Origin of the sequence: Alicyclobacillus acidoterrestris, assembly GCF_022674245.1 — a bacterium.
Lineage (GTDB): Bacteria > Bacillota > Bacilli > Alicyclobacillales > Alicyclobacillaceae > Alicyclobacillus > Alicyclobacillus acidoterrestris.
The window spans coordinates 978437-993720 of record NZ_CP080467.1 but is presented as its reverse complement, the minus strand read 5'-3'; the positions used below and the strand labels follow the sequence as shown (position 1 = coordinate 993720).

Here is a 15284-nt window from a genome sequence, read left to right as displayed (position 1 = left end):
ACCCAAATTCACATGCACCAGCGTAAAAGTGACGAAGATGAGGTGAAAGGCATGTCTAAACCAACCATCGTAGTGATGGAAGGCGACCAAACGGGTCAGGAGTTACTCGAAGAGGCACTTCGTGTACTCTCCCCAGACGTGACTGGTTATGATGTCGCGTTTCAACGTTTTGATTTGAGCCTGGAGAATCGTCGAAAGACCAACAACCAAGTCGTGTACGAAGCGGCAGCAGCCATGCGCGAAAGCCGTTTAGGATTGAAGGCCGCGACCATCACGCCAGAGACCAAAGGCGATGTTGGCAGCCCGAACGCAATTTTGCGCAAGGAAATCAACGGCACGGTCATCGTTCGTACGGGTCGCCGCATTCCCGGCGTGCAACCGCCGGTTGCCGTCTCTTCCCCGATCTCGGTCGTCCGGATGGCGGTCGACGATGCGTACGGCGCAAAGGAATGGCGTGAAGAGACAGCGGACGGGGAATACGCGTTTCGCACAGAGAAAATCTCCCGCGCTATCTGTAAAGGTGTCGCTAAGTACGCGTTCCAGCACGCGAAGCGCCTGAACGCAAAAGTGTTCGGTGGTCCAAAATTCACAGTCAGCCCTATCTACGAGGGAATGCTGAAGGAAGAAATGGACGCTGCTGCCCCACAATATCCCGATGTGGCCTATGAGCCGCAGTTGATCGACGCGACCTACGCACTGCTGCTCGTAAAGGCTGGGGAACCTCTGGTCATCCCTGCCCTCAACCGCGACGGCGATTGCCTGTCCGACCTCGTGCTGCAGATGTTCGGGTCCATCGCCGGATCAGAATCGATTTTGCTGGCGCTTGACGACAACTTCCAGCCGAACGTGGTCATGGCCGAAGCGCCTCATGGAACAGCCCCAAGCCTATTCGGCAAGAATGTCGCGAACCCGATGGCCATGATTCTGGCAGGTGCTTCGCTACTCGGGTATCAGGACGACAAAGCGGCACAAACCGTCTCCCAGGCTATCTACGACAGCACCTTAGAGGCTGTCATGGAAGGGACTCGCACGTCCGATCTCGGTGGGAAATCCACCACGACCGAATTCACCGATGAAGTGATTCGCCGCGTTCGCGCCAAGCTGTAAGCTTTCGAGCACAACGCGATAGCAACGAAACATCAAGCCAAACACAAACCCAAACGCGGGCGTACGGTACACTCCACTGCGTTTGGGTTTGTGTCATTTTACACCTACAGAGGCAACCGCCCAGTCCTTTTTTACATCATTGAATAGGCTGGTGTCATCGAATCCTATGTTAGGTGATGGTGATGAAACGACAAAAGATGCCTGATTGGTTAGAAGTGTTGGCGAGCGAGTTCTTAAAGCCCCCTTACTTCCTGCAAGCGCAATTAGAAGCAAAAGAGGCCGCGCAGTCAACGCACAGCGAGAATCAGACGAATTCAGCTGCGCATTCGACAAGCGCGAACGCAAACCACAACGCCCATTCGTACGATCTGCGTGGGGGGCTGACTGCGGTTGCCACAGATGTATCGTCAAAAGCGACGAGCGCAAAGCAAACACGCACACCGGTTGGCAACGGGCGGACTTCCCGGAGCGCTATCCCGACACAAACGTACGACATCCCCAAAGGCGTCCTTGACCGTTACCCTGTGACTATCGAACGAAGAGAACAAATGCCGGGTATCCTCCGGGTCGTCACAGATGAAGGAAAACGCTACGCCGTCAAGCGCACACACCTCTCCCTGCCGCACGTGTGGTTCGTGCACAGAATGCTGAAATATGCGCAGAAACAAGGATTTTCTCGCTACAGCAAGTTCCTGCTGACGAAGAAAAAAGCACCTGGTGTGAATGATGGGGGAAACGTGTATTACGCAACCGAGTGGATAGACGCACAACCTGCGAACTTCGCGTCGGCCGAACACGTGGCACAAACCGCGTATGCCCTGGCCCAATTCCACGAGGCGACCCGCGGGTTTACATCGGAAAAGTTCGTCCCGAACGACGCATTCAATTTGTTCGAGATGACCAAAGAACGCAACCACGACCTGCGACAACTCATCTACAAAGCGGAAGCCAATGACGACAAAGACGAGTTCGACAAGTTATTCGTCTCACTCAAAGCGGAGTTGCTGGATGATGCGGCAGATAGCCTGCAGCTACTGCAACAGGCGGAGTGTGCAGCGTTCTTGCACGCCGACAAAGCAAATGCGGGCATCAGTCACTTGGACGTCATCCCGGGGAACTGTCTATACGCGCCTGATCACAACGTGTACCTGATTGATTTCGAGCTCTCGACCTTTGCCCCACGCGTGCTCGATATGGCGCACTTGCTGCGAAGAAGCTTGCAACTCAATCACTGGAGCGGCGATATCGCCTACGCGTGCTTTCTGCACTTCGACACAGTCAAAACCATTCCAAAAGTGGAATACCGCCTGGTCGAGGCGCTGTTAAAATTCCCGTACCGGGCCTGGCGTCTGGCGCATACACGCTACCACTTTTTCAAGGACCCGGCACAGCTAGATGATCTCCTCGCGTACGCCGATGAGGCATCGCGCCGCCAATCGTTTTTAAAGTCTTTCTCAGAACAGGTCCGCAGTTTATCTGTGGGCGACGACTGAGTGTTCGTGGCCAATGAGGCTGGCCTTGAGGTCTGTGGCTGTACCGGCATATCCGACCAGCCCGCCGTCTGCGCCAATCACCCGATGGCAAGGAATAATCACCGCGATGCGGTTCGCCCGATTGGCTTGGCCAACCGCGCGGACTGCAAGCGGATTGCCAATATGAACGGCCAGTTGCCTGTATGACCACGTCTCACCAAACGGAATTGTCATGAGCCCTGACCAGACGGCCTCCTGAAAGGGCGTGCCCTGATAGACCAACGGCACCGAAAACGTCGACAAAGTCCCTCGAAAATACGCATCCAATTCACTGGACGCCTGCTGTAGATAGGACCTGGACAGCTCCCCAGATGGATACTGGTTAACATACTCCGTAAACGCCTCTAAGCCGCCCCAACCGGCATACATCAATCCGCGCTCACAAGCGATGAGCGAAAACGAACCATAGGGCGTCATTTGCGTGCTACCACTTACCTGCTCGACAGGCATCTGCAAAATCCGGCGTTCAACCGCGTTCATGACAGGCCTCCAATCCATTGCGCAATTCCTCCATCACCTGTGCATCCTGTTCCTCATCCAGCGCGTGAAGCAACGCTTCTTTGGCCTCTTTGCCACCGATTTTGCCAATCGCCCATGCCGCGCTCGCCCGCAATTCAACGCGCGCGTTGTGCAGAAATGGAATCATCCATGCAAGCGCCGCAGCGTCGCCGGCATTGCCAAGCGCAATCAAAGCGTTGCGCTGTAAGGTGCGTAGCCCCCGCCAAGCCATAGCCGTATGTCCGTATTTGCGCATGAACTGGCGGTTAGACATCTGCAACAGTTCAATGAGGTCGGGGTATGCCAACTCGTGACTCGGGCCAAAGGCATCCTCTTTCGAGTGTTCGACGTTCTGATTGATTGGACAAGTCGACTGACAGACGTCACAACCCCAAACTCGGCGACCGAGTTTGTCCCGAAATTCAACAGGGATGATACCCTTCATTTGTGTAACATACGACAAACAGCGTGTGGCATCAATCACGCCCGGTGCGACAATTGCGCCAGTAGGACATGCCGTGAGACAGCGTGTACACGTTCCACATAGGGCACCAACGGCCGCTTCCTGATGCGCGGTGGGGGGAATCGCGAGATTGACCAGCATCGCGCCTAAAAACACGTAGGAACCATAGCGGTGACTATAAAACATCGCGTTTTTGCCAATCCAGCCGAGACCCGCGCGCTCGGCTAGCCGCCGGTCTACCAAAGGGGATGTATCAATCGAGAGCTTCATTGCGATTTCATGCCCGACGACCGCCTCCATGCTGCGGTGGATAGCGCGGAGTTTTTCCGCAAGCACTCTGTGGTAATCGACGCCGTACGTGTAGTGTGAAGTGCGTCCGTGACGGCGCCCGCGCGGGTGCGACCGGGCTGTGTGCGCTCCCTGCTCTGTCAAATACGGCAGCGCGATCACGATGATAGACCTGGCCTCGTGCATCCAGAAACGTGGATTGATGCGCAGGGCGACCTCCCCCACCTCAAACCCAGTGCGCCCACGGGCCTCATAGGCTTCGAGCCACGGAATTAACTCCGGAAATGGGGCGGCATCCGTAACGGCAACTTCCAACACGCCCTCACGCTTAGCCAGTTCGCGCAACGTTTCTATGTCAAGCTCCGCGCTCATCGGGGAATAGCCGCCCTCGCCAATTCGTCACAGCGTTCGTTCCAGGCGACGCCAGCGTGGCCTTTGACCTTTTTCCACTGAACCTTATGCGGTGCCATGACGGACAGCAGTTCCTCCCAGAGGTCTCGATTTTGCACCGTTTCCCCTTTGCTGTTGCGCCAGCCGTTCCTCTGCCAATTGACGTACCACTTCTGCTGAAAACAATTGATGACATAGGCGGAATCCGAATACACGACGACGTCACAAGGCTGTTTGAGCACGCGAAGCGCACCAATCACCGCCATGATTTCCATGCGCTGATTGGTGGTGTGCGGTTCGCCGCCAGATACTTCTTTGATGTGTTCTCCATATTTTAAGACAGCCGCCCAGCCCCCAGGGCCGGGATTCTTCGAACAGGCACCGTCGGTATAAATAATGACTTGTTTTGAAGCTTCTGTATCGCTCAAGAGAGACGCCTCCTCGACAACGGCGAACGGCACGCGTTTTCCCGGGTGCCGGGTCGACGTTCCGCCTCACCTGTGCTCCCAGCATATAACGACAGACTTTCCCCGGTCAAACACCTGCGTCACGAGACGCCCAATTAGGTCAACAGTTTCCACAACGTCGCACCGCTCGCACACAACGTCAATGCGCCCAACAGCGCTGCAGAGGTCGCTGCGGCCAGATGGCGCTCCTTGCCCATCCAGCGCGTGAACGACATCGTGTAGACAAAAATGAGAAACGGAATCATCATGGCAAACAAGAACCTAAGCATGTGTAATCCCCCTCCGTCGCCGTCGTCGCTCGCCAGGCTCTCCCGTGGAACCCTTGAACGCGCGACCGACCACGCCCATTAAGAGCACCACAATCGGCAAGACAAAAACCACTGTCCAGCCCCAGCGCAGTAGGTATCTGCCGTCGAGATCGACCACTTGTACCCAACTGTCCGCCCACATCGCGATGGACCACGACAGCAGTGCGAGAATCGGAATACCTGGGCGGTACGTCGGCCAACCAAACGCCTTGCCGAGCAGATACGCCGAACACCACAGCGTCACCGCCATCTTCACCGTGGCTGCAGTGACCCAGAGAAAAATAAACACACTCTCCAGCCGCTGAAAGAATGGGCCAAGGTAAATCAGCCGCGCCAATCTGTACAGTGCAAAGGACACCTGTTCCGATTCGACAGCCGGGAAGACCATGTGGTACGTGATGATGAGCAAGCATAACAACAGCGTCGAGACGGTGATGCTGACAGACCCAATACGTCGCATCTGCCGCGGGTTATGCGCGTGTTTGTAAATAATCGTCAACAACAATACATTGCTAAAGACGGAGCTGTATTCAAGTGACCCGGTCAGCACGCGCGGAATCCCGGTTCCCCAGCACGGCAACAGCATCGCCGGGTGCCACCAGTTCATGGTCGCCACACACACACCGACAAGCCCAATCAAAAGAATCGGCAAGAAGATATACGCGGTGCGGCTGATCCCCTCGAGTCCAGCGTACGCAATGTACCCGACGGCCCCCATGAAGACGGCGCCCACAAGGAGAATCGGCGTCGAGGGCAGGACGGTCATGATGACGTTCTCTGTGAACTCACGGACGACCATCGCCGTTGTACAAATGAAATACGCGGCGAATATCATCGCCAAGAGTGCGGCAATCACCCGCCCAAACACTTCTTTGCTGACCTCAACAATATCCAACTGCGCGTAATACTTGCGCATGAGCCACTCCACAAAGTAAAACAGAACGAGTGTCAGTGCGCCTGACACAATCGGCTCCATCCAGGCTGCTTCATAGGCCGACTGGCTCACATATTGCGGATAAATCAGGAACGCGTTCGTGGCGACGACGAGAATCATTAAGGCGGTCAGTTCTCTGCCGGCAACACTGGCTTTTCCCTCCTGGTTCTTCATGCCTTGTCATTCCCCTTTCTCCCTGCGCGCTTACCAGTCGGTGCACTCCACGGACGGGTGACAGGTTGTTGTCGCCAAGTACGGAGTGGGTGCAGAAACGATGGGCGCAAGTTCATTGAATACACGGGGCCGCGGATCAGCACGTCTTTGGCACTTGCTTTTGTGGGAGCAATTGGGCTCAAAATCGGCACGCCAAACGATTTTTGCATCGACAGGCGGACGACAGAGACGCACAGGAGAATGGCGATGCCGTAGAAACCGAGAAATGCGCCAGCGAGTAGAAAGACAAAACGACTAATTCGAACGGCCATACTCAATTCATAATTTGGGATGGCAAATCCCGCGAGCGCAGTGGTCGCCACGACAATCACCAACAGCGGGCTCACGATACCAGCCTGCACTGCGGCCTGTCCGATAATCAGAGCGCCAACAATCCCAATAGTAGGGCCGATCACGGACGGTATGCGAATCCCCGCCTCCCGAATCAGCTCGATGGCAAACTCCATCAGCAAAACCTCGACGATAACGGGAAACGGCACCTGCTCGCGGCTGCCTGCAATCGCGAGCATTAAATCCGTCGGCAGCATCTCTGGATGGTAATTGGTGACCGCGACGTACAGTGCGGGCAACAGGCACGCGATAAACAGGGAAATCCAACGCAGTCCTCGAATAAACGTGCCTGCGTAAAACCGCAGGTTTGCGTCCTCCGATGTATGAATCAAAGAGTACAATACGACAGGTGCAATCAATACAAATGGGTTATTTCCGACAACGATGGCGACATATCCCTCAGCCAACGACGCAGCAACCCTGTCTGGCCGTTCCGTAGACAACACCTGTGGAATCATCATGCGCGGCTCATCTTCGATAAACTGCTCCAACACCCCCGGACTATCGATGTAATCAACGTCAATCGCCTCAATCCGGCGGCGGATTTCCCGTACCAACTTCGGGTTTGTCATTCCATGCACGTACATAATGGCGACGTCGGTCGACGCCAGGTTCCCAACGCTGTAGATCTCGGTGACCAGGTGTTCGGAGCGAAAGCGGGATCGGATGAGGCCTGTATTCGTCCGAAAGTTCTCGGTGAACGCGTCGTGGGCACCCCGCACCACCGATTCAGTCTGTGGGATGCTGACACTTCGGTGCTCCCACCCCTTGGTCTCCACGGACAACGCGCCATTACAACCATCTAACAGTACAACGGTCGATCCCGCCAGAATCACCTGAATGACTTCCGACCATTTTTCCAGCATGGCCGTTTGGTTGCTGGTTAAAATTTTCTCCTGAATGTACTCCATATTGCGTCGCGGTTCGTCGTGGATAAATTGGGTAAACAGCATCAGCCGCTCGAGAATGTCATTATTGATGACTGTCTTATCCGCCAATCCGTCCACAAACACAGCCAGTCCGCGCCAGGGCTGTTTCGTCTGCACACCGACACTGAACTCGCGAATCACGACATCCTTGTTCTGAGGCAAGTGAAAAAAGCGTTCGAGACGCTCTTTCATCTGGTCAATGGAAACTGGCAAGTCGTCATCCTGACCGACGTGGGATTTTTGCACAGCTTCGTTGTAAAGGGCCGCACCACGACGGATGAACTGCCGCATCGAAACCGGGCGCTTCGCCGTCTGTGTTTTATTTTCATCCGTGTCAAAGTCGATCACTTCCGGGCCGCGTTTATTCCCGTCTTCGTCATAGCTCGTATCGGTTTCGTCGTCCAGCAGTGTAAATTGATCGTTCAGCACAGATTCGTCGACGGTGAAAAAACGCTTTAACATGGAGGCATATTTGCTCAGCACCAGTGTTTCCTCCTGATTCTAGAATCTTTGTATATCCTGCGACACTGGTGCAGAGCTTATGCCTTTTGTTCACTGCGTTGGTTGCGACGAACGAAAATGAGGAATCTGCCATCTCTGTGGCGTTATGCGTGATTCGCACTTTGGGCAATCGCCGACGGCGACATGGTCACTTGCAGACTCAACTGCTGCGTGGTGGACGAGTATCCGAGAATGCGAACGCCAAATGGCTCCTGGGGGCGTTGTGTGAAATTCAGTTGCAGTATGTGATGATTCGCGTCCAGATTAATCCAGTTCGGCCACTGCAGGTGTTTTAGCAAGAGGAAGAGGAGGCTATCTGGCACCGGAACTTGCCCCATGGATGCACTTTTGACTTGCAAGTTCAAGTTTCCATTCTCGACATCCGGAACGAGAACCAAATGAAACGGCACTACTTTATCCAGCAATTTGACCCCAATGTCGCAGTTCCAGGTCGATGCAAATTGAATCTGTGCATAACTCATGATCTTCTGGACATCCGCTTCCTGGGTCAGTGCATAGGCAATATAACTGTTGATTGCATCCTGGCCGATGACAACCTGAACTGCAGCCGTCTTTCCATCATCCGGCGTCGATTGAAACTTCTTCACCGAGGACGACGTCGCCGACGGAAACGAGTCCAGGACAATCAGGCCTCCGACGAAGACGAGGATGTTCAAAGACAAAAGAATGATAAAGCCGCGCTTCCACCACATGTTGTAGTTGAACCTCCTCGCATCTTGATGGGCCAATTCATAAGACTCGTCACAAACCGTTTAGCCGCCAGTCGATTCTTTCGTCTTCATGGACTTGGCAAAAGTCTTATGAAAATACCGACAGTGTTCTTGAATCGGACACGCCTCACACTTGGGTTTCCTCGCTGAGCAAATCTGTCGTCCATGGTGAATCAACCAGTGATGTGCCTGTGACCATTGAGATTTTGGGACACGGCGACAGATCTGTCGCTCCGTTTCATCAGGGGAATCACTGTTCGCTAAACCGATGCGGTTGGACACCCTTAACACATGTGTATCTACAGCGAGCGCTGGTATGCCAAAAGCGTTGGACAGTACGACGTTGGCCGTCTTCCGGCCAACACCGGGCAACTCGACGAGCTTTTCTCTGTCTGCAGGGACTTCTCCATCATACCGTTCGAGTAACAGCCGACAAGTCGCCACGATATTCTGGGCCTTTGAGCGAAACAAGCCGACTTCCCGAATGTCCTCTTGTACCTGCTCGGGCGTCGCCGCCGCGAAGTCAGCTGGCCCACGGTATTTTTGAAACAATCGCTCCGTTACCATGTTGACGCGCACATCGGTACACTGTGCTGACAACATGGTTGCAATCAACAACTCAAATGGATTGGAAAAGTTCAACGCACACTTGGCATCTGGATATCGACTTTCCAATTTTTCCATCACTTGCGCCGTATCCCGTTTAGACAGCAAAGCCATTTACATCCCCCCTTCTCAACCGTTGTGAAAGTAGCGATACCGCGGCGTTGCCGCGCGCTCCATCCGGCCTTCCTCATGTATCCGTGCCAGCAGTACCTCCCGTACCAATGGCGGGTAATAGGTAATCTCACGCGCTTGCCGAAAGGGCTGAAAGACAGGCGAAAGCCACAGATATTCACACGTAATCACTCTGTACTCACGCGCACAATCCAACGGCACCTGCCCAACGTGCACTTCTTTGATACGTGGCTGACCTGCTCGGTCCATGGCGACATCGACCATCGCGCCCGACACGACCAAATAGCCGATTTTGCCGCCACGAAAACCAAACCCAATCCCATGCCGGCCATAAGTGTCGGACTGAATGCCTTGATTGAGCGCTTCAGTCAACTCACGCCCAGTCAACGTCACGACAATCGGCCGAGTTGGCGTTGGACAAGCGCCCAACAAGTGATTCAGCTTGACCTCCCCAGGCAAAAGGCTCGAGTTGAGCGCTCCTGTCATCATGACACAAAGGTCGCCTTCACACTCGTCGTACAACACATCCGCCAGCAAATTGGCAAACGGTGACTCGCGTTCGTACACAAGTGGAAGCCGCTGTGATAACGTGACCACCCGACGGTTCAATACTTCCTGGACGCCTTCGAGGTGGTTCTCATAGGCGCGCTTCATGTCCGCGTCATATGGCGTGTTCAACAATACTTCAATCGGCTTTGCCGTGACCGACACCACATGCTTGTCGTCATCTAACGTGATGGCAGTATGCCCGAACATCCGCGCGTGTTTGCCCGGCTGAAATATCGCCGTACCGTTGACCCAATCCGGTTCCTTCATAAACTCGTGCGTGTGACCGCCGAGAATGACATCGATGTGTGGAACCTCGGCCGCCAATCGGTGATCCGCCCGACGACCCAAATGCGACAGACAGACGATGACGTCGACGCCGCTTTTGCGCAATTTTTCAACCGTCTCCTTCGCCCTTACAAACGGATCTTCGGCGGATACGCCAAGCATACTGTACGGCAGCGTATAGTCTGGCGTAAGTCCAAATACGCCAATGCGGATACCTTCCCGCTCGTAAATGTGCGTGTCGGAAAAACAGTCAAAAGGCACCTGTCCAGGTCGCCGAAAATTGGTTCCATAAACCGTCGTCTGTGCATGCTGTGTCAGCAATGGCCAAAACTCAACGGGAATCGTCAATCCCTCATTGTTGCCAAAAACCCATCCGTCGACGCCCAGCGCTGCCATCATATCGACGTTGATGAGGCCCATCGTCGCCTCTGTTTCGGGGCGAACTCTGTCCAACACATCGCCTAGGTCAAACGTCAACACAAAGTTTCCTGCCTGTTCCAGTTCGCTACGCAATGTGCGCAACTGGTGACCAAGGCGCATATAACTCTCCAGTTGGCTGTGTACATCATTCATATGAAGTAGGTGGATTTGCACAGCTTCACCCCACAACCCGTCTCTCTACAACCGGTACAGTGGCACGAGTTGAGCCATGACAGCTTCCGCCGCCGTCATAAACTGTTCTCCCGACATCTGCACTATCGTATCTCTCTCCCACCGCTTTCCGACAAGGAGTTCCGCCTTTTTGACCGTTTGCAAACGCTCGCCAAGGCGGACAATATCGCCCACTGCCACCTCGCTTGCCGGAATCGACGCTGGATTTGTATGGTCCGTTACATAGATAAAATCATCTGCTATTTGCGCGTGTACTTGGTCGGCAGAACGCGCGAGCCGTTCACCAAAATTCCCTTTCCGCGGTGACTCATAAATATATCCGAACGTGACAAACACATGCGTTTGCCACAACCCAATTTGAAAATGCGGATGTTGTTTATACCCGCGGGCGTTTGTACTGAACGCCACCCAGGTGTCGTTGGGCGGGTTGACGGTCCGCCGGGCGTGTTTCGCCACATGAGCGTAAACCTCCTCACCCAGCCGAGGTGCTAAAAATGCTGTAAAATGTTGACCGAGCGCTTCGAGCTTTGGTCGGACGTGTTGCTTAATCGCCGCCATCCGGGCATCGAGCCCTGGCACAGAAAATACTTGAAAATCCTCTTCTTGAAACCCCGTAAACATCCAATCGCCCCCAACCCGAAGCTTACATCTTCTACACTAGACAAGACTGCGCACATCCGCAAGCGCCAGCCGCTAACCCTGTGCACCAAGTTTCCTGACAATCCGATTGAGGCGATGGCGCAAGGCCCGTTCAATCGGTGACGACGGCAGCATCGATTCCTGCAACGGCACGTCGATGACCCGATGCGGAATTTGCAACGCCGTACGAATGTGCCCCGACGGCTTGGCAATGCGACGTAGGGCCTCTTCAACGACTTCACGCGCGCGATTCAAGTCATGTTGACGGTGTTCAAAGCACTTGGCCAGCTCAATCAGTGGCTCAATTCGGTCTGGATAGTCCTCTGCCATTTTCCCCCACACCCGACAGGCTGCAACGTCGTCTCGTTGCCGTTTCAGAAACAGACTATATAACCAATGCGCGCGCCAAGTCGCATCAAGCGCCTGTGCCGCACGCTCATACGACATCGCCGCTGCCTGTACATCGTGCCACGCATCATACCAAGAGGCCAGGGCCAAATGGGTTGGCGAAGGCAAATCATCGACCTCACCATTCAACAGGCGCGCAATTTTCACCTGCAGAACGACCAACGAACAAACATCCATCAGATTGTGTGACAGAACAGGTTCCATCACTTCGATGTCGTGGCACTCAAGAAACTGAAAGTACCTATCCGGCGCTTGGCTACCAGGCAAATCGTCCACGCGCTCCACACCGAGAATCCCGCGTTCTACCTCAGCCAACCGGACGCGATGCAATTGTGACTTCCACAACCGCCGACTCGGGTGAAGCAAGTCGAGTTGATGGCGTTCGACGCGCTCCATCCGGTGCAACAAGCGCCGATTTTGAAATAAAGGCCAGTCAAACGATTTGCCATTAAAGGTCACAATCATTGCGCCGTCCGGCAGATGCTCGGCTGCGATGGCATGAAGAACCGCAGCCTCAGCGCCGTAATCGTCCACGAAGTACTGGGCAAAACACAACTCATCCTGTTCAAAGTAGCCAACTGTATGTAAAAACGGAAATGTCCCAGCGCCGGTGCCAAGGCCGTTCGTCTCCACATCGTAGTAGCGCACCAAATCCATCGAAATTGGCGCTTTAGCCAATTGTTCGAGGGCGCGATAGTCCGTCTCTAACGCATCCGCGAAAACGTGATGCCCGTGGCGTGTGAACACGTCAAAGGTGGTCTTGCGGCGCCAACAATCGCCGTATGGCGTTTCAATCCGCTCAAAGCCCGCGCGGTGGAACTGCCCTAAGACGTCGTCACCCGTTGTGCGGCCATCGTGTGGGGGAGCAGATTGGCTATCCTCGGCGGCAGCATTCGCAGCCGGCCGAGACGCCTGAACAGACTGTTCGAGGGCGCGTAGTTTCTCTAGCAAACTGCGAGCCACAGACCATCACGCCCTTTCCTGATGCGCCGTATCTGTCATTGAAGCAATGAGCAACATGCGCGCGCGTTCCTTGAGGTGCTCATCCACATGACCTGGTCCAACGCAGGACGGGCAGCCAAACTCGCAAGAACATTGTCGAATCATGTCGAACGAAGAAGATAGGATCAGATCTCTATCACGAAAGACTCGCTCTGATAATCCAATGCCACCTGGATACGCATCGTACACATACAGCGTTGGTCGCTGCCCGAGTGGATCACGAACCTGAACCGTGACATGCAAATCGGATGTCGCACACATGCAATGAAGGGCACTCGCGTGTTTGAGCAAATAACCTAGGCCCTTCAATGCGCTCTCCCAGTCCTCCTGGGTCAATTCAAACGCCGCTGGCTCCCAAGAAACCCAGTAACCCACTGTGTGCAATTCCGCCTCTGGCAAATAAATTCGCCCCCACCCCAAATTTTCGTGGGTGTCGAACTTGATTTTTTTGAACAATGTCGGGGTCGCATTGACCGCCAACTCGCCAAACGTATGGGATGCTGGCCCCTCCTGTGTCGACGCCAGCTGGTCAAGTACCTGCAGCCGAACGGCCAGTTCTGCGTCCGTGTAATAGTCCGCTTCCACCGCGCGAACAAACGCCTTGCCATTCTCCAAGTCGAGCTTTTCCACTTGATACGATTTTGACTGGTGCAAATAAATGGCTTCCTCGTGCAGGGTGGTCAACGCGCTAAAGCGATCTGTCTCGCCAATGACACGCGGTCGCCCGTCCGTCTCGTCGACAATCACGACGTTCTCCTGCGCGGCGCTGCGCAGCGATACCCCGGCACTAGGCAGCGCATCAGCCATCCAGTGATACTTCCGGTCGCGCCCGACATGCAGGATTCGAGCATCTGCGAGGTACTCCAACAACTCCGACGTCGTTTCGACAGAAAACGACTCATCTGCCGCGAATGGCAGTTCATACGCAGCACATTTGAGATGATCCATCAAGATTAACAAGTTGTCAGGATAGATTCGGGCCGACTCCGGCGACGTTTCAAGCAGTGCCTCTGGATGATGGACGAGATATTGATCTAGCGCGGACGCATTGGCGATAAACATGGCCAATGACACGCCCCTGCGGCGTCCTGCGCGGCCACTCTGTTGTAAAACCGAGGCCACCGAGCCCGGGTAACCGACGGTCAACGACGCATCGAGAGAACCGATATCCACGCCTAACTCCAGGGCGTTGGTGCTCACCACGCCTTTCAGTTCCCCACTTCGCAAACCCCGCTCAATCGACCGCCGTTCACTCGGGAGATACCCCCCGCGATACCCGACTATCTCAGCGCGCAACCGCTCCTTCGCATCCGCCTTGAGGTAGGACGATAAAACCTCAACCTGCGTACGCGTCTTGACGAACGCAATCGTCGAAATGCCCTCGTTTAGCAGTCTGCCCGCCATTTTGCGCGCTACCTGAAGACTCGACTGGCGCAGTCCCAACTTCGGATGGACAATCGGCGGATTGTAGAGAACCGTATGCCGTTCGCCCTGCGGCGCACCCGACTTGTCCACGACGTAAACATCCCGGCCGGTCAGCAGATGGCCCAGTTCACCAGGGTTTTGGATGGTGGCCGAACTCATGATGTACTGCGGCTTCGCCCCGTAGAACGCGCAAATCCGGTCTAACCGGCGCAACACATTGGCAAAGTGACTGCCAAACACGCCACGGTACATATGTGTTTCATCAATGACGATATATTTTAGATTCTCGAACAACCGCAGCCATTTCGTGTGGTGCGGCAAGATAGCCGCGTGCAGCATATCTGGATTAGTGACGACAATGTGCCCCGCCTCACGAATGCGTTGGCGAGCGTGAACGGGCGTATCCCCGTCGTATGTAAAGGAGTGAATTTGTGTCTTTACGTGCTCAATGAGTTCGCTTAATTCAGCGACCTGATCTTGCGCCAACGCTTTCGTCGGGAAAATATAGAGCGCCCGCACCGACGGATCTTCGCAAATGGCGTTCAGTACAGGCAGGTTGTAACACAAGGTCTTGCCGCTCGCCGTCGGCGTGACAACCATCGTATCTTTACCAGCTTGAATGGCATTCCACGCCTCTTCTTGATGGCTGAACAACTGCCGAATGCCGCGGCTCTGCAAAGCCTCTAAAACTTCAGTGTGCGCAGTCGCCGGGATAGGTCGAAACCGTCCTGCAGTGGCTTCACTTACCCGCCACGCGGCCACTTGGGACATGAACGATGGGTCTCGCTGCCACTCGTTGAGCAATTGCTCCAGATTCATTCCGCCCCACCTCTCTCTATTACGCAAAAGGAATGCTTAACACCGTTATCCGACATCTTTCGACGCAAAACTGCGAACTCCTGTTCGCTTTTTTT

Annotated in this window: 14 protein-coding genes; 2 read left to right on the top strand and 12 right to left on the bottom strand. The window is 54.6% G+C overall.

From position 1 onward, the window contains the following. The first annotated feature begins 51 nt into the window (after positions 1 to 51). The gene (locus K1I37_RS04650) at positions 52 to 1107 is read left to right on the top strand and encodes an isocitrate/isopropylmalate family dehydrogenase (protein ID WP_021297867.1); all 1056 of its coding nucleotides are present in this window, start codon (positions 52 to 54) and stop codon (positions 1105 to 1107) included. Between the two features lie 182 nt (positions 1108 to 1289). Further along, positions 1290 to 2600, top strand: coding sequence for a phosphotransferase (locus tag K1I37_RS04645; RefSeq protein WP_021297866.1), 1311 nt, complete (start codon positions 1290 to 1292; stop codon positions 2598 to 2600). Here the strand turns inward: K1I37_RS04645 and K1I37_RS04640 are convergent. The 12 genes from K1I37_RS04640 to K1I37_RS04585 form a co-directional block, all read right to left on the bottom strand. Continuing rightward, entirely contained in the window at positions 2580 to 3119 is a 540-nt protein-coding gene (locus K1I37_RS04640; RefSeq protein ID WP_021297865.1) for a methylated-DNA--[protein]-cysteine S-methyltransferase, read from the bottom strand. The two genes, K1I37_RS04645 and K1I37_RS04640, sit on opposite strands and share 21 nt — an antisense overlap. Then, positions 3106 to 4260 (bottom strand): tRNA epoxyqueuosine(34) reductase QueG, encoded by a 1155-nt coding sequence (gene queG / locus K1I37_RS04635; protein WP_021297864.1) that lies wholly within the window; start codon positions 4258 to 4260, stop codon positions 3106 to 3108. The genes K1I37_RS04640 and queG overlap by 14 nt, the downstream gene beginning before the upstream one ends. After that, positions 4257 to 4706, bottom strand: coding sequence for a ribonuclease HI (gene rnhA / locus K1I37_RS04630; RefSeq protein ID WP_021297863.1), 450 nt, complete (start codon positions 4704 to 4706; stop codon positions 4257 to 4259). The genes queG and rnhA overlap by 4 nt, the downstream gene beginning before the upstream one ends. Positions 4707 to 4840: 134 nt before the next feature. Next, positions 4841 to 5014 (bottom strand): hypothetical protein, encoded by a 174-nt coding sequence (locus K1I37_RS04625; protein WP_021297862.1) that lies wholly within the window; start codon positions 5012 to 5014, stop codon positions 4841 to 4843. Further along, positions 5007 to 6161: a GerAB/ArcD/ProY family transporter gene (locus tag K1I37_RS04620; RefSeq protein WP_021297861.1), complete on the bottom strand. Its 1155-nt coding sequence runs from the start codon at positions 6159 to 6161 to the stop codon at positions 5007 to 5009. Before K1I37_RS04620 ends, K1I37_RS04625 begins: the two co-directional genes overlap by 8 nt. After that, positions 6158 to 7942: a spore germination protein gene (locus K1I37_RS04615; protein WP_040441606.1), complete on the bottom strand. Its 1785-nt coding sequence runs from the start codon at positions 7940 to 7942 to the stop codon at positions 6158 to 6160. Before K1I37_RS04615 ends, K1I37_RS04620 begins: the two co-directional genes overlap by 4 nt. Before the next feature lie 143 nt (positions 7943 to 8085). Continuing rightward, positions 8086 to 8694 carry a DUF2140 family protein gene (locus K1I37_RS04610; protein WP_021297859.1) on the bottom strand — a complete coding sequence of 203 codons (609 nt, stop codon included), beginning with the start codon at positions 8692 to 8694 and terminating at the stop codon, positions 8086 to 8088. A 60-nt stretch (positions 8695 to 8754) separates the two neighbouring features. Continuing rightward, positions 8755 to 9432, bottom strand: a complete 678-nt coding sequence (gene nth / locus K1I37_RS04605) for an endonuclease III (RefSeq protein ID WP_021297858.1) — start codon at positions 9430 to 9432, stop codon at positions 8755 to 8757. A gap of 15 nt (positions 9433 to 9447) precedes the next feature. Continuing rightward, a complete protein-coding gene (locus K1I37_RS04600; protein ID WP_031219090.1) occupies positions 9448 to 10878 on the bottom strand; it encodes a bifunctional metallophosphatase/5'-nucleotidase in 1431 nt (476 codons plus the stop codon). 24 nt (positions 10879 to 10902) lie between these two features. Beyond that, complete coding sequence (locus K1I37_RS04595) at positions 10903 to 11517, bottom strand: YktB family protein (RefSeq protein WP_021297856.1); 615 nt, start codon at positions 11515 to 11517, stop codon at positions 10903 to 10905. 72 nt (positions 11518 to 11589) lie between these two features. After that, positions 11590 to 12906, bottom strand: coding sequence for a ribonuclease H-like domain-containing protein (locus K1I37_RS04590; RefSeq protein ID WP_021297855.1), 1317 nt, complete (start codon positions 12904 to 12906; stop codon positions 11590 to 11592). Positions 12907 to 12912: 6 nt separating this feature from the next. After that, entirely contained in the window at positions 12913 to 15189 is a 2277-nt protein-coding gene (locus K1I37_RS04585) for a DEAD/DEAH box helicase (RefSeq protein WP_021297854.1), read from the bottom strand. Positions 15190 to 15284: the final 95 nt, after the last annotated feature.